We start from the raw sequence: 18,462 nt of genomic DNA on the forward strand, positions 1-18,462 counted from the left end.
ATGCGATTAGCCTGCCTTGTCACCAACACCGATGACAGCGCCTTTGCCAAAGCGCGCCCCTTGGATGACGCGAAATTCGCGGATCTGATCCACGAGGTTAGGCCCAACTGGCAGGTGACCGCGTTCTGGGTCTGCCGGAATGAGTTTCCGGAAGACATAAACCAGTTCGATGGCGTGGTTATCACAGGCAGTCCGGCGTCTGTCACCGAAGACCTGCCTTGGATGCAGAAGCTTTCGGAATTGATCACGGACATTATCACACGCGGCATACCGCTTTTTGGCGCCTGTTTTGGGCATCAGAGTATTGCGAAGGCTTTGGGTGCGCCGATTGTGCGCAATCCCGAGGGCTGGGCGCATGGGCGGATCGAGACCCGCCGCGTGGCGCGGGCACCGTGGTCGGGGAATGGCGATGTCTTGCAGCTTTATGGCTCGCATATCGAACAGGTGGGCGCGTTGCCCGACGGCGCGCAGCGCCTGTTTGAAAGCCCCGGTTGTCCGATCGCAGGGTATGCCATAGGCCATGCTGTGTTCACGGTGCAGCATCACCCGGAAATGACACAAGGCTTCATCTCCGATCTGGTTGACGAATACGCCGACTATGTCGGTGAAACCGTCACACAGACCGCGCGCGCCTCGGTGCAGGCCGGACCCGCCGACCGCGCGCTGTTTGCGGAAGAAATCGCCGCTTTCTTCGAGATGGAGGGACGCTGAATGGGCACGATCACCAAAGCGCTGGATTTGCTGGGCTTTTTTGCCCGCGACCGGGCCGAGATCGGCCTGGGAGAATTTGTGCGCCTGACCGGTCGGGACAAGGCAACGGTGCATCGTCATCTGACCGAACTGGCCGAGAACGGGTTTCTGGAACAGCATCCCGAAACCCGCGCCTATCGCCTGGGCCCGGCCCTGCTGCGCCTTTCCGCGCTGCGCGAGACGCTGTTTCCGGTGCGAAAGCTGTTGCAACCCATCGTATTTGATCTGTCGGAAGCGGTGGGAGAGCTGGCCCATGCCAGCCTCTTGCAGGGCGAGGTGCTGTCACCGGTTATTCATGCCGACCCCAGCCTGCACGGTGTTCTGGTCCATTTCGATATTGCCGAGATGTTGCCCTTGCACGCAACCTCATCGGGCATCGCCGCACTTGCCTTTTGCGCCGAAGACACTCGGGCCAAAGTGCTGACGCGACCTTTGTCGAAATTCACCGACCAGACCATCTCGGATCCTGCTGCACTGAAGGCCAAGATCGAGCAGGTGCAGAGATTTGGCGTTGTGTCCATGAGCGGCACGTTTGACGAAGGCGTCACCTCGGTCGGCGCGCCGGTGTTTGGCGAAGGCGAACGGGTTGTGGGCTCTTTGGCAGTCGCGGTACCCACCGTGCGCGCCAATCCCGAAAAGCTGCGCGACATCGCACAAAGACTTCTGGTCGAGGCCTCGCATGCCTCAACCGCGCTGGGCGGCGTTTTCCCGCGCAGCTTCGACACTCTGCCGCCCGATTGGGGCGACAAAACTCTGGCACAACAGGTGATCTGATGAAGGACAGCAACTTTCTGAAAGAAAACAACGCGCGCCACCTGTGGCACCCGATGGCACATCCGGCTGACAGCCTGAATAACCCGCCTGACATCATCGTCGGGGGCGAAGGGGTGAAGATCACGGATGTGGACGGGCACAGCGTTGTTGACGGGGTTGGCGGGCTCTGGAACGTGAACCTGGGCTATTCCTGCCAGCCGGTGAAGGATGCCATCACCGCTCAGTTGAACCGCCTGCCCTATTACTCGATCTTTCGCGGCACCACCAATGATCTGGTCATCGAACTCAGCTGGATGCTGCGCGAGTTTTTCGCACCCGATGGCTTGTCTCGCGCCTTTTTCACCTCGGGCGGATCCGATGGGGTGGAAATCGCGCTGCGTCTGGCGCGCCAATATCACAAGGTCCGGGGCGACGCAGGACGGGTCAAGTTCCTGAGCCTCAAGAAAGGCTATCACGGGACCCACACGCTGGGGGCATCAGTGAACGGAAATCCCAATTTCCGCACACAATATGAACCGCTTATGCCCGGCTGCCACCACATTCCGGCACCGTACCCCTATCGCAACCCGTTCAACGAAAGTGATCCCGAAAAGCTGGCACAGCTGTGTCTGGCCGCGCTTGAAGACGAGATCAAGTTCCAAGACCCCTCGACCATCGCCGCGATGATCATGGAGCCTGTTCTGGGTGCAGGTGGCGTGATCCCGCCGCATGAAAGCTTCATGCCCGGCGTGCGCGAGATCTGTTCGAAACACGGGATCCTTTTTGTCGCGGATGAGGTGATCACGGCCTATGGCCGCACCGGCGCCTGGAGCGGGTCGCGGCGATTTGGTGTAAAGCCCGATATGGCCGTGACGGCCAAAGCGATCACCAACGGCTATTTTCCGTTTGGCGCTGTGATGATCAGCGATGAGATCTCGGAAACGTTCGAAAAGGACACATCCGGCAAAGCAGCGATTGGATCAGGTTATACCTATTCCGGCCATCCTGTGGGGGCTGCGGCGGCGATTGCCTGTTTGCAGGAAACCGAACGGCTGAACGTCAAGGACAACGCAGCCGCGCGCGGCCAGCAATTGTTCGAAGGGCTGCAAGACCTGGCCAAAACCTATGACACCATCGGCGATGTGCGCGGTGGCTATGGCTTGATGTGCGCGCTCGAGCTGGTCTCTGACCGCGCAGCCAAAACGCCAATAGACAAGGCCACCATCGGCAAGGTCCAAAAGACTGCATATGCCGCCGGTGCAATGGTGCGCGTATCAGGCAACAACATCATCCTGTCCCCGCCCCTGATCCTAAGCAGCGCGGATGTGGACACGATTGTCTCGGCCTTGGATGCGGGGTTCAAATCGATCTGACGCCAAGCAGGGGTGGTCGCAGACGTGCCGACTACCCCAAAAGCCCGATATCCTGGCCATCGATTATGATCGCAAGATCCCAGAACTTGCGCAGTTCTTCTTCGGCGGCCAATGCGGCCTTTGGATCGTCCGGCAGACGTTCTATACGAAAGCCAAACTGCTCAAACCCGCAGAAATCCACACGGCTGAGGATCACGGGCTCTACTGACCGCTCCAACGCTGCGGCGGCCAATAGTCTTGCAATATCATGGACGTCTTCGGGCGCTTCAACGATACGGATACCGATATGGGTGGACCCGGCTCCATCACGGTCCCACAGATCCACCGCAGGCGCCAGGCCGGTTTCAGGGAACAGTACCTTTCCAAGCGGCGCCATTTTGCGCCCGTCTGTGATCAGATCATCCAGCTTGACCGGTTTCTTCGGCGAGATACGGCTGAGTATTTCAAACCAGGAAGTCTCAGCCATGGTTGCCTCCCACCTCTGCAATCAGCCTCGCGGCCTGCTCTGCCCCGGTTTTGGGCGGCTCAATCGTTTGAAGGGCCGCTTGATAGACTTCGGTCTCGCCGTGGTCCAGGCAGTCGGAAACGGTGCGTTCAAGCTTCATCAACTCGCGCTCGGTCACGATTGCGCATAGGTCACGATCCGCGAGCGCCCGCGCGCGCCGTTCCTGGTCGTCCAGATAGGGCGCGGATTGCGGGATGAGGATCGCGGGCAGCTGATGGTAAAGGATTTCAAGCACCGAGTTATACCCGGCCGCCGACACCACCAGATCAGCCGCCAGGCCAAGCGACGTGGCCTCAAGCGTATGTACCACCCGTGTATTGGTCCAGCCAAAGGCCGATGGGTGCACAACGCTTCCGGGCCATGTGACCACCAGATGCAGACAATCGGTCCGCTTTTCGAACATGCCCGACAGGGCTTGCAACTGCGCCGACCTGTCCGAGGCAACACCCCCGCCCAACATGCTGACCACCAGATGCTTGAAGTCGCGGCCAAAACGGTCCGCCAATCTTTCCCTGAGCGCCTCGCGCTCGGATTTGGATTGATCCACCTGGCGCACGATGGGGCCCACATAATGGACGTGATCGCCATAGCTATAGGCGTCGTTCAACTCGTCGAAAGCCTCAGAGGGAACGATGACCCGGTCAAAGATGCCCTCGCGGCGCAGCATCGCCGGTCTTGAACGCCCTTTTGGCCAGAGCCCACGCCTGAGCCACACGGCGGAGAGCCTGCGTTCCTGAATAACCCGATAAACAGAATCAAAGACATAGCCCCCGTCAAACACAAATGTATCGGCGGTGTTCAAAGCGGCGCTCAGGCGTCGATAGGTCAGAATATCGTTGGCGTTGATGTGATCCTCAGCGCTGGCCCTGGCCACCAAAGGGATACAATCGATGCCCTCACGGCGCACCAAGGGCACGCAGCTGTGAAAGGCGGCAAAGATCGGCTTGCTGCGTTGCGGCAAAGCCTTGGCGATAATCGTACAGCGCTGCGCGTGTCCCAGCCCGACCCCGTTTGTCGGAAGAAAAAGGGTTTGGCGCCCGGATGGTGCGGTCTTGGGTGCGGGTGCGGACAACCTTGCTGCAGCTTCCAGCCGCGCAATATCGACCGTCTGCAACCAAGGAGATTTCGACGCCTGTTGCGCGATCATCGCCCTGTGGCCCAGAACCTTTCCGGTCAGATAACCATCAAAGGCAAACAGGGACTTGGGCCCCAGCAAAGCAGGTGCGCCCGCTGACATAAGCGCTTCATCTTCGGTGCAATCAATTGCGACACCACCAGCTGCGATCAGCTCAACCGCCAGTGTTGCCATGCGAACGCCGGCCACGCCCGTGCCGAACATGGCTAAAATATCAGTGCTGCCAGCCAAGCTGTGTGGTGACAGATCAGTGTAAAGAAGCGTTGGCAAGTCACTGAAGGGAGACGCTTTTATCGCTTCGTTCTGCGCGCCGCTCACGATGATCCTGAGTGTATAGGCGCTCTGATTGCTCATGCGGGCCAGACAGGACAACGTATCGGTCGTGTCCAGCTCGATCGACCCCAGCACAACCGTGACGGCAGTCTTCTGGCGGATGGGGCGCGGACCCTGGCCAAGTTCGGCCACAAGCGGACTGGCCGCCGTCGGCAGGATCGAGCGAGGCTGCATTTCTGTCAGGTCGATAACATTTGCCTCACGACCAAGCGCATAGGCCAAGCGCGCTTTTGCCCCGACATAGCTTTGCTGCGATTTGAAACGGCCTGTAGCGATGACCGGAGTTTCCAGAGCAAGCTTCTTTTGTCTGAGCGAGGAAAGCAAAAGATCGTCGATCTCCTCGGCACCAAGAATGAAAACTGTTGAAGCCTGATACTCTTCTTGATCCACCAAAAACTTTGCGGCCTCATAGATACGCCCCCGCCCGGCGTTTTCCGGCAGGTACTCGGATCCTATACACGCGTTGAAACCGCGCGCATTCAGCTGTTCTGCGAAGATCAACTGCGAGTCGAAAGACCGCAATGATCGTTGCCCCGCTTCGACAAAGATCATGGCTGTACCTCGCTGCGACTGGACAGAACGCCTGAAATCATGGCCTCGAACTTCTGTGAAGAGTATTCCGCCATCATCTGCTGCGCTTTGCGAACCTGGTTTTGGTAGCTGTCAGGCTGAGCAACAAAACGCGCAACGATTTCATCCACTTCACCGGGTTTGCATTTCACGACCGCGTCACCGAAAGCCTGCCCAGTATTGGCATCGGTCAGAACAACCTTGCCAGCGGCAATTGCCTCGGCAATGACCCGCCCGAAACTTTCCTGCCATGTTGGCGCGGTAAAATAGACGTAAAAGTCAATCATTTCAAAGAAATCACTCACCGAAATCGCATCAAATGGAAGCAGGGTCCAATGCGGGCGCTGAAATCCCGCCTCAAGCAAACTATCCGCACCAAGAATGACGTTTTCCTGCGCTTGTGGGGAAAAGCAATGATCCAGATCGATCAAGGTTGGAAATTTCTCAAACCCGGGACGAGAGTGTCTGCCACGCCGATCGCTGGGTTGGTTGGAAGGCTCGGTAAGTTCAAAATCGCAAATATTGAACCAATCCACCTTTAGAACTTGCCAATGCTTTGCGGCACAGCTTCGGTCCAACCAATCCGTAACGGTCTTTCTATTGTGACCTGAGATCGGTGCCAGCGTTTTTTTCAAAGCCAAACTTGCGGCCTCGATCTGGTTCAGACAGTTCGCGACATCGAACCCCTCTTCGCCGCCCGGACGCAAAAAGTTCTCGTGTGTCACAACGATCAGTTCACGGGCAAAAATCTTAGTAGGCAACTCATCCTGGAACTTCAGAAACGAGGGATTGTGTAAGACTACAAAGTCGGCGCTGATACGGGGTGCATCCCAGATCAACGGTATGTGCAATTCGTCCAGAACACGCCGCAACGATGGTGCGACAAGCTGCTTTTTACCAAACGTCTTGGAGGTTACCGCATGAACCGAAAGTTGCCCGAATTGTGCTGCAACCCGCAATTCCTGGGCGACGGCTGACGATGTCCCACCCGAAAACCGGGGTTCGACCACATAGGCGATTTTCGGCAGGGTCAAGTCGGCAACCGAGAGTGACAATGACATCGGATCCTAATGCTGCAGAGCGCTAGACTGCGTCGCACTTTCAGTCGATGTTGTATCGGGAGCCGCTGCTTGATCTTCCGAATAGTCAAAATCGAGGCTGCCCGCCGAGGCTGCCTGATAAAAATTGCGCAACTCTATCGACAATTCGTCGTTGCCAGCCATGATTTGCGGGTTTCGCTGAAGATAAGCGTAAAGCGACTGGGTATCGTTGCTGGACAGGTACTGATCTATAATCAAAAGCTGGTCAATGGTGATCTCAGCCCGCACGCCACTAGCAGCGCTGAGCAAAAGCAGCGCTGTCACTATTCCAGAGAGTCTGCGATCTGTCATTCTTCGACGCCCGGGTTATCACAATGTCCAGTATACACGGTTTTTTTTACATTTAAGCAATTCATTAATTCGTCGCAGACCTAAGCTTGTTCAGAACCTGGTTTCGCAATTGTTGGGTCTGAGCTGCCGGCGATGTATTGCGACTGCTGCGTGTTGTGCTTGACCGGGCGCGGCCCGAGCTTTCGCCTGCCAACCACAGCTCGACCACACCGTTGGGTGTCTTAGCTCTGGACCCAGTAAAATCCCGCAACAAAGCGCCAGCATCTTCGGCCAGTGCTTTTGCCTTTTCTGCGTCTTCGGGATGATAGAACCTTACATTCGTCTGTGTAATCCCAAAACCGACCCGCGCGGTCCCGCTGAGTTGATGTCCCGTGGCTTCCAGCTCTGACACCACCGCCTGCACGGTTCCTTCCGACAAACGATTTGGAGCAAACAGTCTGAAATCAGCCCGATTCTCGAGAGCGGGTGTTGCGGCTTCTTCGGGCACATCGCTGTTTTCAACGGGCTCGGGCCGAACCAAAGGCCTGGGTGTCAATGCGCTTGCGATGGCGTCTTCCAACTGTTCTTTAACCGCCTCATCCGGTTCGGCCAGACTTGCTGTGCTGGGGCGCTGCACCGGGCTTGTGGAATAACTCAAATCCGGCAGTTCATAAAAGTCCAGCGCGGCCACTGTCGTGTCGGTGTAAAGATCAGAAAACGCAGTGGTCACACCTGTGCCACTTACCTCGACACCATAGGAAAGAGCTTCTGTCGGCAATGAGGCCCGCTCGGCCCCTGACACGAACGGGTTGTCAGCTGCGAACCCGCCAAGCTGCGTCACTGCCAGGGGTGCCGCAGGTGGAGAAACCGCCAAGCCATCCCAATTGCCTTGCATTTCACGCGCAGAGACAAAGGCATGCACCGGCGCATTGCCCCTGACCAGTGGCCCGGTCTCAAACTGTGCGAAGCGCGCATCAGCGACCTGCCCCGGGCTCAGATCACCTGTGATTGTTGGCTCCGGTGGTGGCTTGAGAGAAGAAACCGACGCTTGAAGCCTGGGCACCCCCGGCAGGACAAACACCTCAACGACGTTCGATGGCTGCATTAGCTCAGGCGCTGACGGCTGTAGCGACGCCAAACGATCTGTCTCGGTCACGGTTGCCGACGGCAGATCAGACTGAACTGAAACTTCAGGCAAACCAGTCGGCTGGCCCGGACTGCGATCCGTCAGGCTGGGTGCCCCCGAAAGCAGCGGCTCGGGTGCTTCGATTACCGTGCTTTGTGGTGTTGACGTATTAGTCGGGTCCGGGCTGGAACTTGCGACGCTATCGCGCTCGGACAAGCTGGGCAGTGACGAGTCAGACACCACAAAGAAAACAGCCGAACTGGCTGCCACTCCAATGACGCACCCCAAGGCTATGGCACCAAATCGGTATTTTTTGCTGCTCTCTTTTTTGCTCAAACTGCGCTGAAGCTTTCGGAGAAGCGTCTTGTCGCGACCCGCGCTTGGCAGCATTTCGACCGGCTCGGAATTTGGCTGCAAAAATTGGCCGTCATCGACATCATCATCATAAGGTCGCGTGACACCTGGCAATTTTGGCAGGCCTTCGACCTGTTCTGCCTCGATGGACGCAGGCTGATGCGACGGGTCCTCTTTCGAAATTTCAGCAGCCTTTGGCTCGGTCTGCGCTGCCTCCGAATGTTTGCGGCTTTTGCCAGTCACGCGGTTGCTGAGACCGTCCGACGGGATGGTATCAAGAGGTTTCAGAAGAGCTTCAGACGACTCACCATCGCGCTGAGCCATAACCGCCTCGCGCTGGAGTCGAGCTTCTTCGATCCGGTCCAGCCAAGTCTTGGGTGTTGGACGATGCTCCGCTGTGGTTGAAACCTCTTGTGCAACAGGGCGGTTCGGTGATGAAGCTGGGACCGCTTCACCCTGCGCCCGCGCAGCCAAGTTTTTTGCCCGCTCAATCCGAGCGTTTTCAAGCATCTGCTGCCAGTCCGAGGATTTCAGAAAGTTGCGAACTTCCGACACCCCTTGGAGGTCGTCGCCGTCAACTTCAGGTAGCGCTCTTGTCTCGCTATCCTTCGACATCATATCCCCCAACTGGCACCCTAAGCACACATAACGTTTCTTATGATCTCAGCAGGTGAAACCGTTACACATTTGATCGCTGAAATTTAGAAACAAACCCGCCTGAAACTATAGAAAATTGACGAATTGAAGACAAGCTAACCCGTTTTCTTAGGCGGAATCCGGCAATATCCAAGTTCTTAGGGCGACAGTGCTATCGACTGGTGCGAATTGTTTTGAGCAACATGACAGCGCAACGCGCGCCATTTTTACCGGTTACTCTGATTTTGGGAGCTCGTGCCAACGGGCGCGCGAGATCAGAATATCGGCGACACAAGAACAACTCTCTCGATCGCAGACGATCGGATCCATCGGCAATTCGATGTCACGTCCAATTTCACCAACATGTCCACCTACGTTGCAAACCGCACGTTTGACATGCCCGTCCCCGGTGATGCGCAAAGATTCAAGACCGGCCTCACATAGCCAACCCTGCCAGCGGTTTTCTGACCGCAGGATCAATGTATTGGCGCGCAGCTCTTCTTGTGTGCCATCGGGATTAAACCGAGTCATCGTACCCCGTGGATGCCGCAGCCGCCCGTTGGGTGCGCTGGGGGTCGACATACGCTCCTGCATCTTCTTGATCTGTTCATCACTATACGGATAAAGCGCATCGCCAAACTCAAGACGCAAAGGCTTCATTACAATCGCGATGTTGGGAAAATCAGCCCCCAGCCTGCGGGCCATCTCATAGCTTTCGTCAAACCGGTCTGGCAGCATGGTCAGATTGACCTGCACATGGATAACCTCGGACAGGATCGCGATAACGCGATGCACGTGGTCAAACTCGGCCTCTTCCAGATGAAGCGTCAGGATCAGCGAATCCAGCTTGTCGCGAATGGCCAGCCAGAACCGTTCTGTTCGCGACCCGTTCGAGATCATGCTGACCTTCATGTCGTGGGCGCGCGCGGCGCTCAGGATCTCTTTGATTTTGGGATGCAGCGTGGGTTCGCCCCCCGTCAACTGCAGCCAAACCCGACGGCACAACCGGTTGTGATAATGCTCTTGAAGGGCCTCGATCATGCCAAGGACATCGTCATAGCTTTGCCAGCCCTTGGAGCCATCATGCAACGCCGGTGGGCAATAGCTGCAGGAATAGTTGCAGCGATTGCCAAGCATCCAGTCCACCAGCACGACCTTTTTGTGTATGTCGTCTGTGTGTTCGATCCACTCCAATGGCCGCGGTTCAGCGTCCAATGACTGATCATCCGTTTCTACGGTCTTGGTAGATTGCATTGCCGCGCACCAGCCTCCAAGGTCAGGCAAAATACGCAAAACCCATCTCAAGCATCACGCAAGTTTGCCTGTCTCCATTCCTCCCGAACCCCGGACCGCCAAACATAAGGCGCGACGGGCACCCGTGCTGTCAGGTTAGTCCAGTTGTCCCGACCGAGCAATGATGGGGTGAGTTGGGCCCGTTTCGCTGCTCCCAAGGCTCATCTGATCTGATAGAAGAACGACAACTTGCGGCTGCGCCCACTGGGCGGTGGCGGGAAGGGCGCGGCGATGCGTACTTGTTCTTTGGCGGCCCGGATCACGTCCGGCGCGCCCGAACTGTCGATCACATCAACCCACGCCAGACTGCCGTCAGGATTTATCTCGAAAAACACCTGCGCGAATCCTCTGGTCGACACTGCAACCAAGGGTGATCGGTTGAGATGTACCAAAACCTGACCGGCATAGTTTGTGGTGTCCGAGTTGCCTGGCCCACGCCCGCCTGAACGATTGCCTTGCTGGCCTTGGCGGAACACATCCCGCCCCTCGCGCCGGTACGAGGTTAGAGGTGAGTCGATGGTTTGTTGCGGGAACCGCAAGCTGTCAAAGTTCTGCGCCCCCTGCAGGGTTCCGCGCGCTGCGGGCCGGGCGTTGCGATCCGGCAGGCGTGGCCGCAACGACGTTACCAGACCCTGATCCGGGACGCTGTCTTCCGCCTCGGTCTCTTGCGGCTCAATCTGTTCTGATGGCGCCTCAGAGGGTGAAACGGATATGTCCGGGTCAATTGCTTCACCTTCCAGCGGGGCAGCAAGAGCGGTTTCGATCAATTCGGGCGGCAAAGCGGCAAGTTCTTGCGGAGCATCGGCCTCCAACGCATCGGCTTCGGGCGTTTCGGCCTGAATTTCAACCCCTTCAGGAACACCGACCGGAGATTCGAAAACCGGCTCAACATCGGTCACCGCCGTTTCTTCGCTATCATCGCCGCCCACCTCTTCCACCGGGTCTTCGACCACCTCTTCGGGTGCTTCGGGCTGCACAAGATCTTCACTGCCGGTATCCGGTGCAAAGGAATCCGCTTGCGGATCCTGCGAGGCTACAAGGGCCTCGGAGATCGGGACTTCGGGCTCGAGCGGTGGCTCGACAGGGGGTTCGGGCTCGTCGTCGGGCTGTTCTGGTTGCTCGGGCTCGGGCTCCTCCGGCTCGGACAGAGGTTCGGCAAGATCTTCGAAGGCGTTGCTGAGTTCAACCGCTTCCGTCCGGCTCTGCCCTGACGGAGCGTTTGGCTCGGTCGACACCGTCATGCTGAGGCCAATCAGATGGGCCAGCAAAGACAGGGCAACTGCAAGCGCCGCAACAAAGAGCGAGCGACGGATCATTCTAGCGCCTTGTCAGTGACCACAAAGACCGAGGTCGCCCCAAGGCGACGCAATTCCCCGGTGATTTCGATCAGCCGCGGGCCCGGTGCGTTCCGATCCGGCACGATCCGCACAGCGCCGGATTCCTGCCCTGCCATGAACCGTTCCAGAGCAAGCCCCTGCCCGCGATAACTGAGCGTGCCATCGGCATGCAAAACCAGCGCATCAGGCGGTTCGCGCCCTTGCAGATCAGCCGTGTCCACCAAATCCAGATCAGGGTCCAGCGGCACCGAGATCGTGCCCGCGATCAGGAAAAAGATCAGCATGAGGAAAACGACGTTAATCAGCGGAATGGTTGAATCGCGTCGTCGCGTCTGGCGAGGGGGGCGGATCATCGCGCTACTCCAACACCGTGACGGTCAGACCTTCGCGCCCACGCAGGCGCACAAGAAGGTCGACCAACCGCTGAGCCGTGACATCGTCATCCAGACTGATAAGAACCTGACCCGGTTCAAGCTGCTCGGCCAGCGTGTCAAGCAGCACGGGCTGACCGTTCAGATCCAACCGCTCCGCGCCAAGCTGAAGAAACACGCGTTCATCCTGTTCGCCCGAAGCCCCTGCCCCTGTTGTCGCATTGCTCAGCTCGATCTCACCGAATTTGGAAAAGGTTGAGGTAAGCATGAAGAACAGCAACAATAAAAAGATCACGTCGATGAGCGGTGTCATCGACATCGGCCGCCTCACAAAGGGTGCCGGGTTACGCATGTTCAGGCGTCGCCGAGACAGCGCCGGTTTCGGTCGTGGGCAGAACAGTGTTGCCGGGCACTAAAACCGTGCGCAAGGCTTTGTCGGCAAACACGCGTTCGCGCGCAGTGCGGCTTTCAAGCCAGGACAGGATCATCGAGGTTGGCATAGCCACCGCCAACCCCGCCGCCGTGGTGATCAGCGCCACCCAGATCCCGCCCGCCAGCAAGGAGGGGTCGACCGAAGCGCCAGCAGTTTGCAAGTTCTGAAACGCGCTGATCATGCCAAGAACGGTGCCAAACAAGCCCAACAACGGCGCAATCTGCGCAACCGTGTCCAGCAATCGGAATCCACGCTCTAACCCAGCCAGCGCCAAACCGGCCTCAGCGTCGAGACGCGCATCCAGACCGGGGGTTTCCGGCGCCTCCATCGCTGCGCTGACAATCGGGGCAAGGTAGCTGCTGCTGGCTTCTAACCGGCTGCGTGCCGCCCGCGTGTCTCCGGCATCCCAGGCGGCCAGCGCCTGCGACAATACCTTGTGCCGGCCAACCCCGCACGCCGCGAATTGCCAAAGCTTATAGAGCGTTACCGCCAAGGTCAGGACGGACATGACGATCAGGATCGCCACCACGGGCCCGCCCAGCGCAAGGATTTCGCGAAGTGCCATGAAAGGGTTCATCCCAATAGCTCCATATCTATGCGGCTGCTCAGTGTCAGCGCATCGCTGCAGAGCTGGCTTTCAGTTCCATCGATGACGCAAGAACTGACACCGTTGATCAAGACCTGGCCAACCATCGCGCAAGTGCGGTCCGGCACGACAAATTGCCGAACACGCGGGCGGCCCGAGGGCAAATCACCGAAATTCAAAAGCGACAACCGAACAAAGCCACCTTCAGGGTCGAAAATCACAGTCTCCAAAACCGCGCTGTCGACTTCAGAACCGGTTTCGTTTGTGACCAGAAAGATCAGCCTACAGCTGCCAGAAACGTCCTGTACCGCATTCAATTCAATCGACAAATCCTTGCCTGGCTCGGATGCGGATTGCGCCATCGCAAAGGACGGCATAGCGCCAGCAAAAAGTGCGGCACAAATGAGATGGCGAAAGGACATGGACGAACTCCGAACTGCTGCGTCAGGTATTTGGATGTATGGCTTGGGCCACAATGATGATAGTCTTTTTGCCTTCTATCACGCAAAAGCGCCGGTTCGCATCACATTGCAGTTCGTCGCCTGTTTCGATCCCAACTGCAGCATCACGCATTTGGAATTATGGTGCAGGGGCTGGTTTTCAATAGTCTGCCCTCGGCTCTGCCGGAAGACACCCGAAACCTTTGGTGATATCAAAACCGGTCTGTATCAATCACACGCTTTGCGTTGAGCTAGATTTGCATACCGCCAAGGCAAAGCTTTACGGACAGATCGATTTGGTGAGATCAAATGACCTGTACGGCCATACTACCGATACCTTCGACCAACGCATCCATCTTGTCGCCCTTTGCGACTGGCCCCACTCCGGCAGGCGTGCCAGACAGGATGACGTCACCAGCGCCCAGCTCAAAATAGTCCGACAGGTACGAAATCATCTCGGGCACTTTCCAGATCATTTGGTTCAGATCGCCCTCTTGTCGCAGCTCGCCGTTGACAGACAAGGCGATGCGCCCTTGATCGGGATGCCCGATTTCCGCAACGGGTCGCAATACTCCAACCGGGGCCGAGCGCTCAAAGGCTTTGCCGATCTCCCACGGGCGTCCGGCTTTCTTTGCTTCTCCCTGCAAGTCGCGGCGCGTCATATCCAGCGCTACGCCATACCCCCACACGTGGTCCAAGGCCTGATCCAGCGGGATGTTGGTGCCCCCCGATTTAAGAGCCACCAGCAGTTCGACCTCGTGATGTACATCGGCGGAACGGGCCGGATAGGGAAACTGCCCCGACGGGTCCAGATTGTCGGGGTTCTTCTGAAAGAAAAAAGGGGGCTCACGGTTTGGGTCATGGCCCATTTCGATTGCGTGCGCAGCGTAGTTTCGGCCGATGCAATAAACACGGCGCACCGGAAACACGTCGCCATCCGCAGTAGGAATTACCGTCGGTTTCGGGAGGGGAATGACAGGATCCGGCATAGTTCTTCCTTGGGCTATCAGAATTATGTACTGACTTTAAAATTGCAGCACAGGTATCTGACAATCCGCAACAAAAATTAAGTTGATTTGCAAGTCCGGATCGGCACGTCAGGGCTCAAATCACACCGTCGCACCTTTCAGGCGGATCGCTGTACCCAGTGATCCGGCACAAACTCCAACAATGATGGCGATTACAAGTTCCGTCGCTTCAACATTGCTGAAACGCCAGCCCGCGAAAATCAATGTCTCGATTACGCCTATGACACCGCCCATCAACGCCCCCAACCACAGCCTGCGCGTCATCATGCCCAACGCCAACCCCAGAATGCCCGGCAGGCTGAGGACGTTTCCGCCAATTGTTCCTAGAATATCCAGCATACTCGCCCCGCTTCAGTCGCTTGTGTTGTCCAGAAAGGCCCGAATATCATCGCCTGCCGCTGCATGTTTCTCTGGTGGCATCACAGATTGCGCGCTCAGGGTTTCGGTTACTTTCTGATATTCCTCCAGGTAGCCCGGCGGGAGGTTGTGTGCGATACCCTGATGGCAGTCGATACAGGTCATGCCGTTGTCAATCGCGCGCTGATGTTCCGAGGCGGCGCGAGCTTCCTGAATGGTGAAATCCATATAGTCGAAGTTGTGACAGTTCCGGCATTCACGGCTGTCCGATGCTTTCATCTTTTTCCAGACCGCTGCGGCCATGCTGAGGCGGTGCGCTTCGTATTTCTCGGTTGTCGAAATGGTACCGACAAGTTCGTGATAGACGTCCTTGACCGCCATAACCTTGGCCTTGATCTTGTGGTTCCATTCATGTGGAACATGACAGTCCGAGCAAATGGCCCGCACGCCTGAGTGGTTGTTGTAGTGAATGGTTTCCCGATACTCGCCCAGATTGGTCTCCATCGAATGGCAGGACGTGCAGAATTCTTCCGTATTGGTCAGTTCAAGCGTCCAGTGAAACCCACCCCAGAACAAGATGCCTGCTAGAAACCCCGCAATCAGGGTAAAACCGACGCTTAGAACCGGGATCGGGCTCCAGAACCAGTCCCACAGGCGGCGTATGCGACCTCGTGTGTCTTGGGAGTCTGCCATGTTGCGTGCTCCTTGTTTGATCCGCGTCGGTTATTCGCCGTGGGACGGCACAAAAGTGTTTTCGACCAATACGTCTGTATCGGCCTGGGGCACGTGGCATTGGTTACAGAAATACCGTGTGCCTGCGATGTGATCCAACTCGGTCCCGTCGCGATCCAGGTAATGGGTCATCGAAAGCGTTGGTGCGTTGCGTTCACCCGCCTTGGTCCAGTCATGGCAGGACAGGCACTGGTTGGTTCGCAGATCGATCTGATACTGGGTGATCGAATGCGGAATGAGCGGAGGCTGCTGGCGATAGTTCCTGACCATCCGCCCTTCGCGCCCTTCCCATTGCAGGCTCATGTTGACAACGCTCGGCGCGTCCGGGGGCGTCCCGCGCAAGTCCTTGATTTCTTGGCCCAGAGCGATGCTGCCGAATGCGATCAGAAGGGCGGAGGCAAAAACGGCAATCTTGTTCATCTTGCATGATCCTTTTGTGTGCGGAACGGCTGAACCGTCACCTCGTTTAGGCACGCTCGACTTTGCAGGCGCATTTCTTGAAATCGGTCTGTTTGGACAGCGGGCAGGTCGCATCCAGCGTCAGCTTGTTGGTTAGTTGCCCTTCGTCAAACCACGGCATGAATACCAGGCCTTTCGGCATCTTGTTTCGACCTTTGGTCGAAATCCGGCTGGTGACCTCTCCGCGCCGGGTCGCGACCTTGACCTCTTGCCCGTGGCGCAAATCCCGATCTGCAGCATCGTCCGGGTGCATATAGACCACGGCCAGCGGAAAAGACCGATGCAGTTCCGGCACGCGGCGGGTCATCGAACCCGAGTGCCAGTGTTCCAATACACGACCGGTGCAGAACCACAGATTGTACTCATCATCTGGCATTTCGGGCGGAGCCTCATACGGGGCGAAGATGATTTTGGCCTTTTTGTCCGGGAACCCATAAAATTGCAGTTCCGAGCCCTCTTCCACGTAAGGATCATGCCCTTCGCGATAGCGCCATAATGTTTCCTTGCCATCGACCACCGGCCATCGCAGACCACGCTCTTCGTGATAGCGTTCAAACGGCGCAAGATCGTGGCCATGCCCGCGCCCGAAGGCGGCGTATTCTTCGAACAGGCCTTTTTGAACGTAGAAGCCGAAATGGTTGGCATCATCATTCGGGTGGCCATGCTGAATTTCGCTAAGGGGGAACTTGTCGACATTGCCGTTTTCGAAAAGAACCTGGTACAGGGTCTTGCCCGCCATCTCGGGCGCCGTGGCGACAAACTCATCTCCCCAGGCTTCTTCCACGGTGAAGCGTTTGGAAAACTCCATCAACTGCCAAAGGTCTGATTTGGCGTCGCCGGGCGCGTGCACTTGCTGGCGCCACATCTGGGTGCGGCGCTCGGCATTGCCATAGCACCCCTCTTTCTCAACCCACATGGCTGTGGGCAGGATCAGATCAGCCGACATGGCTGTGACAGTGGGGTACGGATCGGAAACAGTGACGAAATTGTCCGGGTTTCGATAGCCTGGCCAGCCTTCTTCGTTCATGTTCGGGGCGGCTTGCATATTGTTGTTGCACTGCACCCAATAGGCGTTCAAGACGCCATCTTTCAGCATTCGGTTCTGCAGCACGGCATGAAAACCAACCTTGTCGGGAATGGTCCCTTCAGGCAGCTTCCAGATCTTTTCCGCTTTGGCACGATGCTCGGGGTTGGTGACGACATAATCTGCTGGCAGACGATGGGCGAAAGTGCCGACCTCGCGCGCTGTCCCGCAGGCCGAGGGCTGCCCGGTCAGGGAAAATGGCGAGTTGCCCGGCTCGGAGATCTTGCCGGTCAGAAGGTGCACATTATACATGAGCGAGTTCACCCAGGAACCACGCGTGTGCTGGTTAAAGCCCATGGTCCACAGGCTCATGACCTTGCGATCCGGATCAGCGTATTGCTGTGCCAATCGCTCAAGCTTGTCCGCAGGTACACCTGATATTTCTGCTGTGTATTCAAGCGTGTATGGCTTAACGGATTCAGCGTACTCGGTGAAGCTAATGGGCGTCAGCTCGCCCGAATTCGGGTTTGCAGCCGCCAATTGCAAGGGGTCCTCATCCCGCAGCCCATAACCGATATCCGTGGCGGTTTTGGTTATGTTGACATGTTTTGAGAGGAACTCCTCGTTCACAGCCCCGGTCTGGATAATGTGATTGGCGATGTAGTTGAGGATGGCCAAGTCAGTCTGCGGGGTGAAGACCATGCCATTGTCTGCCAATTCGAACGAACGGTGCTCGAATGTGGACAGCACATGTACTTCGCAACCTTCCTTGGTCAGTCGCGTGTCCGTCAGGCGAGACCAGAGGATGGGGTGCATTTCGGCCATGTTCGAGCCCCACAGAACAAAGGTGTCTGCAGCCTCAAGATCATCATAGCAGCCCATCGGCTCGTCCACGCCAAAGGAGCGCATGAACCCCATTACGGCCGAAGCCATGCAGTGTCGCGCGTTTGGATCAATATTGTTCGACCTGAACCCCGCTTTCATAAGCTTGGACGCTGCATAGCCTTCCCATACGGTCCATTGCCCGGACCCGAACATGCCAACACCTTCGGGACCTTTGGTTCGGAGGGTTTCTTTCCATTTTTCGGCCATGATGTCGAAAGCCTGATCCCATGAGATCGGTTGGAAATCACCGTCTTTGGCGTATTCGCCGTCTCTCATGCGCAGCAAAGGCTGAGTCAGGCGGTCTTTGCCATACATGATCTTCGACAGGAAATAGCCCTTGACGCAGTTAAGCCCGCGATTGACCTCGGCCTGCGGGTCCCCTTGCGTGGCCACCACTCGCCCTTCTTTGGTGCCAACCAAAACCGTACAGCCGGTGCCGCAAAACCGACAGGGCGCCTTATCCCATTTGATATCAGGAACGCCGAACTGAGCGTCAGCAGGCCCGGCACCAAGCGATAGGCCTGCGGTTGACGCCGTTGCCGCCGCTGCAGTGGCTTTCAGAAAGGTCCGGCGCGAGTCAGAGAGGGTCATGGCATGGGTCTCCGGCGATTG

The 18,462-nt window shown here is 57.2% G+C and carries 20 protein-coding genes; 4 read left to right on the forward strand and 16 right to left on the reverse strand.

The features are described 5' to 3' along the window. From GOX45_RS16910 to GOX45_RS16920, 3 genes are read left to right on the forward strand one after another with little or no spacing between them, the layout of a single operon-like run. Window positions 1-711 carry a type 1 glutamine amidotransferase gene (locus GOX45_RS16910; RefSeq protein ID WP_254446053.1) on the forward strand — a complete coding sequence of 237 codons (711 nt, stop codon included), beginning with the start codon at window positions 1-3 and terminating at the stop codon, window positions 709-711. Continuing rightward, the gene (locus GOX45_RS16915) at window positions 712-1,524 is read left to right on the forward strand and encodes an IclR family transcriptional regulator (RefSeq protein ID WP_171102340.1); all 813 of its coding nucleotides are present in this window, start codon (window positions 712-714) and stop codon (window positions 1,522-1,524) included. Continuing rightward, window positions 1,524-2,876, forward strand: a complete 1,353-nt coding sequence (locus GOX45_RS16920) for an aminotransferase class III-fold pyridoxal phosphate-dependent enzyme (protein WP_171102341.1) — start codon at window positions 1,524-1,526, stop codon at window positions 2,874-2,876. Before GOX45_RS16915 ends, GOX45_RS16920 begins: the two co-directional genes overlap by 1 nt. 31 nt (window positions 2,877-2,907) lie before the next feature. On the opposite strand, the gene GOX45_RS16925 is transcribed toward GOX45_RS16920, so the two are convergent. From GOX45_RS16925 to GOX45_RS16975, 11 genes are all read right to left on the reverse strand, one after another. Further along, entirely contained in the window at window positions 2,908-3,342 is a 435-nt protein-coding gene (locus GOX45_RS16925) for a hypothetical protein (protein ID WP_171102342.1), read from the reverse strand. Beyond that, window positions 3,335-5,401 carry a glycosyltransferase gene (locus GOX45_RS16930; RefSeq protein WP_171102343.1) on the reverse strand — a complete coding sequence of 689 codons (2,067 nt, stop codon included), beginning with the start codon at window positions 5,399-5,401 and terminating at the stop codon, window positions 3,335-3,337. The genes GOX45_RS16925 and GOX45_RS16930 overlap by 8 nt, the downstream gene beginning before the upstream one ends. Further along, the gene (locus tag GOX45_RS16935) at window positions 5,398-6,480 is read right to left on the reverse strand and encodes a hypothetical protein (protein ID WP_171102344.1); all 1,083 of its coding nucleotides are present in this window, start codon (window positions 6,478-6,480) and stop codon (window positions 5,398-5,400) included. The genes GOX45_RS16930 and GOX45_RS16935 overlap by 4 nt, the downstream gene beginning before the upstream one ends. 6 nt (window positions 6,481-6,486) lie before the next feature. After that, on the reverse strand, window positions 6,487-6,810 hold the full coding sequence (locus tag GOX45_RS16940; RefSeq protein WP_171102345.1) for a hypothetical protein: 324 nt from the start codon (window positions 6,808-6,810) through the stop codon (window positions 6,487-6,489). A gap of 64 nt (window positions 6,811-6,874) precedes the next feature. After that, window positions 6,875-8,884, reverse strand: coding sequence for a hypothetical protein (locus tag GOX45_RS16945; protein ID WP_171102346.1), 2,010 nt, complete (start codon window positions 8,882-8,884; stop codon window positions 6,875-6,877). Between the two features lie 255 nt (window positions 8,885-9,139). Continuing rightward, window positions 9,140-10,159 carry a radical SAM protein gene (locus tag GOX45_RS16950; RefSeq protein WP_171102347.1) on the reverse strand — a complete coding sequence of 340 codons (1,020 nt, stop codon included), beginning with the start codon at window positions 10,157-10,159 and terminating at the stop codon, window positions 9,140-9,142. 200 nt (window positions 10,160-10,359) lie between these two features. Beyond that, complete coding sequence (locus tag GOX45_RS16955; protein ID WP_171102348.1) at window positions 10,360-11,514, reverse strand: energy transducer TonB; 1,155 nt, start codon at window positions 11,512-11,514, stop codon at window positions 10,360-10,362. After that, the gene (locus GOX45_RS16960; protein ID WP_171102349.1) at window positions 11,511-11,888 is read right to left on the reverse strand and encodes a biopolymer transporter ExbD; all 378 of its coding nucleotides are present in this window, start codon (window positions 11,886-11,888) and stop codon (window positions 11,511-11,513) included. The genes GOX45_RS16955 and GOX45_RS16960 overlap by 4 nt, the downstream gene beginning before the upstream one ends. 4 nt (window positions 11,889-11,892) lie before the next feature. Next, window positions 11,893-12,219: a biopolymer transporter ExbD gene (locus tag GOX45_RS16965; protein ID WP_171102350.1), complete on the reverse strand. Its 327-nt coding sequence runs from the start codon at window positions 12,217-12,219 to the stop codon at window positions 11,893-11,895. A gap of 31 nt (window positions 12,220-12,250) precedes the next feature. Next, window positions 12,251-12,916 carry a MotA/TolQ/ExbB proton channel family protein gene (locus GOX45_RS16970; protein WP_171102351.1) on the reverse strand — a complete coding sequence of 222 codons (666 nt, stop codon included), beginning with the start codon at window positions 12,914-12,916 and terminating at the stop codon, window positions 12,251-12,253. Further along, complete coding sequence (locus GOX45_RS16975; protein ID WP_171102352.1) at window positions 12,913-13,347, reverse strand: hypothetical protein; 435 nt, start codon at window positions 13,345-13,347, stop codon at window positions 12,913-12,915. Before GOX45_RS16975 ends, GOX45_RS16970 begins: the two co-directional genes overlap by 4 nt. On the opposite strand from GOX45_RS16975, the gene GOX45_RS16980 reads away from it, so the two are divergent. Continuing rightward, complete coding sequence (locus GOX45_RS16980) at window positions 13,346-13,615, forward strand: hypothetical protein (RefSeq protein ID WP_171102353.1); 270 nt, start codon at window positions 13,346-13,348, stop codon at window positions 13,613-13,615. The two genes, GOX45_RS16975 and GOX45_RS16980, sit on opposite strands and share 2 nt — an antisense overlap. A gap of 55 nt (window positions 13,616-13,670) precedes the next feature. Here the strand turns inward: GOX45_RS16980 and GOX45_RS16985 are convergent, their stop codons facing one another. The 5 genes from GOX45_RS16985 to napA form a co-directional block, all read right to left on the reverse strand. Then, the gene (locus GOX45_RS16985; protein ID WP_171102354.1) at window positions 13,671-14,354 is read right to left on the reverse strand and encodes a fumarylacetoacetate hydrolase family protein; all 684 of its coding nucleotides are present in this window, start codon (window positions 14,352-14,354) and stop codon (window positions 13,671-13,673) included. Window positions 14,355-14,474: 120 nt separating this feature from the next. Further along, a complete protein-coding gene (locus tag GOX45_RS16990) occupies window positions 14,475-14,732 on the reverse strand; it encodes a hypothetical protein (RefSeq protein ID WP_171102355.1) in 258 nt (85 codons plus the stop codon). 12 nt (window positions 14,733-14,744) lie between these two features. Further along, entirely contained in the window at window positions 14,745-15,443 is a 699-nt protein-coding gene (locus GOX45_RS16995) for a NapC/NirT family cytochrome c (RefSeq protein WP_171102356.1), read from the reverse strand. Window positions 15,444-15,473: 30 nt separating this feature from the next. Then, entirely contained in the window at window positions 15,474-15,902 is a 429-nt protein-coding gene (locus tag GOX45_RS17000) for a nitrate reductase cytochrome c-type subunit (RefSeq protein WP_171102357.1), read from the reverse strand. Window positions 15,903-15,948: 46 nt separating this feature from the next. Beyond that, a complete protein-coding gene (napA, locus tag GOX45_RS17005; RefSeq protein ID WP_171102358.1) occupies window positions 15,949-18,441 on the reverse strand; it encodes a nitrate reductase catalytic subunit NapA in 2,493 nt (830 codons plus the stop codon). Window positions 18,442-18,462 lie beyond the last annotated feature (21 nt).

It is taken from the genome of Ruegeria sp. HKCCD7255, assembly GCF_013031565.1.
GTDB lineage: Bacteria > Pseudomonadota > Alphaproteobacteria > Rhodobacterales > Rhodobacteraceae > Ruegeria.

Excerpts from the sequence above, each read along its gene's own strand:
- GOX45_RS16970 (WP_171102351.1), bottom strand. The coding sequence starts at position 12,916 with ATGAACCCTTTCATGGCACTTCGCGAAATCCTTGCGCTGGGCGGGCCC.
- GOX45_RS16920 (WP_171102341.1), top strand. The coding sequence starts at position 1,524 with ATGAAGGACAGCAACTTTCTGAAAGAAAACAACGCGCGCCACCTGTGG.
- GOX45_RS16910 (WP_254446053.1), top strand. The coding sequence starts at position 1 with ATGCGATTAGCCTGCCTTGTCACCAACACCGATGACAGCGCCTTTGCC.
- GOX45_RS16930 (WP_171102343.1), bottom strand. The coding sequence starts at position 5,401 with ATGATCTTTGTCGAAGCGGGGCAACGATCATTGCGGTCTTTCGACTCG.
- GOX45_RS16915 (WP_171102340.1), top strand. The coding sequence starts at position 712 with ATGGGCACGATCACCAAAGCGCTGGATTTGCTGGGCTTTTTTGCCCGC.
- GOX45_RS16945 (WP_171102346.1), bottom strand. The coding sequence starts at position 8,884 with ATGTCGAAGGATAGCGAGACAAGAGCGCTACCTGAAGTTGACGGCGAC.
- GOX45_RS16990 (WP_171102355.1), bottom strand. The coding sequence starts at position 14,732 with ATGCTGGATATTCTAGGAACAATTGGCGGAAACGTCCTCAGCCTGCCG.
- GOX45_RS16925 (WP_171102342.1), bottom strand. The coding sequence starts at position 3,342 with ATGGCTGAGACTTCCTGGTTTGAAATACTCAGCCGTATCTCGCCGAAG.
- GOX45_RS16940 (WP_171102345.1), bottom strand. The coding sequence starts at position 6,810 with ATGACAGATCGCAGACTCTCTGGAATAGTGACAGCGCTGCTTTTGCTC.
- GOX45_RS16975 (WP_171102352.1), bottom strand. The coding sequence starts at position 13,347 with ATGTCCTTTCGCCATCTCATTTGTGCCGCACTTTTTGCTGGCGCTATG.
- GOX45_RS16955 (WP_171102348.1), bottom strand. The coding sequence starts at position 11,514 with ATGATCCGTCGCTCGCTCTTTGTTGCGGCGCTTGCAGTTGCCCTGTCT.
- GOX45_RS17000 (WP_171102357.1), bottom strand. The coding sequence starts at position 15,902 with ATGAACAAGATTGCCGTTTTTGCCTCCGCCCTTCTGATCGCATTCGGC.
- GOX45_RS16995 (WP_171102356.1), bottom strand. The coding sequence starts at position 15,443 with ATGGCAGACTCCCAAGACACACGAGGTCGCATACGCCGCCTGTGGGAC.
- napA (WP_171102358.1), bottom strand. The coding sequence starts at position 18,441 with ATGACCCTCTCTGACTCGCGCCGGACCTTTCTGAAAGCCACTGCAGCG.
- GOX45_RS16960 (WP_171102349.1), bottom strand. The coding sequence starts at position 11,888 with ATGATCCGCCCCCCTCGCCAGACGCGACGACGCGATTCAACCATTCCG.
- GOX45_RS16950 (WP_171102347.1), bottom strand. The coding sequence starts at position 10,159 with ATGCAATCTACCAAGACCGTAGAAACGGATGATCAGTCATTGGACGCT.
- GOX45_RS16980 (WP_171102353.1), top strand. The coding sequence starts at position 13,346 with ATGGACGAACTCCGAACTGCTGCGTCAGGTATTTGGATGTATGGCTTG.
- GOX45_RS16935 (WP_171102344.1), bottom strand. The coding sequence starts at position 6,480 with ATGTCATTGTCACTCTCGGTTGCCGACTTGACCCTGCCGAAAATCGCC.
- GOX45_RS16985 (WP_171102354.1), bottom strand. The coding sequence starts at position 14,354 with ATGCCGGATCCTGTCATTCCCCTCCCGAAACCGACGGTAATTCCTACT.
- GOX45_RS16965 (WP_171102350.1), bottom strand. The coding sequence starts at position 12,219 with ATGACACCGCTCATCGACGTGATCTTTTTATTGTTGCTGTTCTTCATG.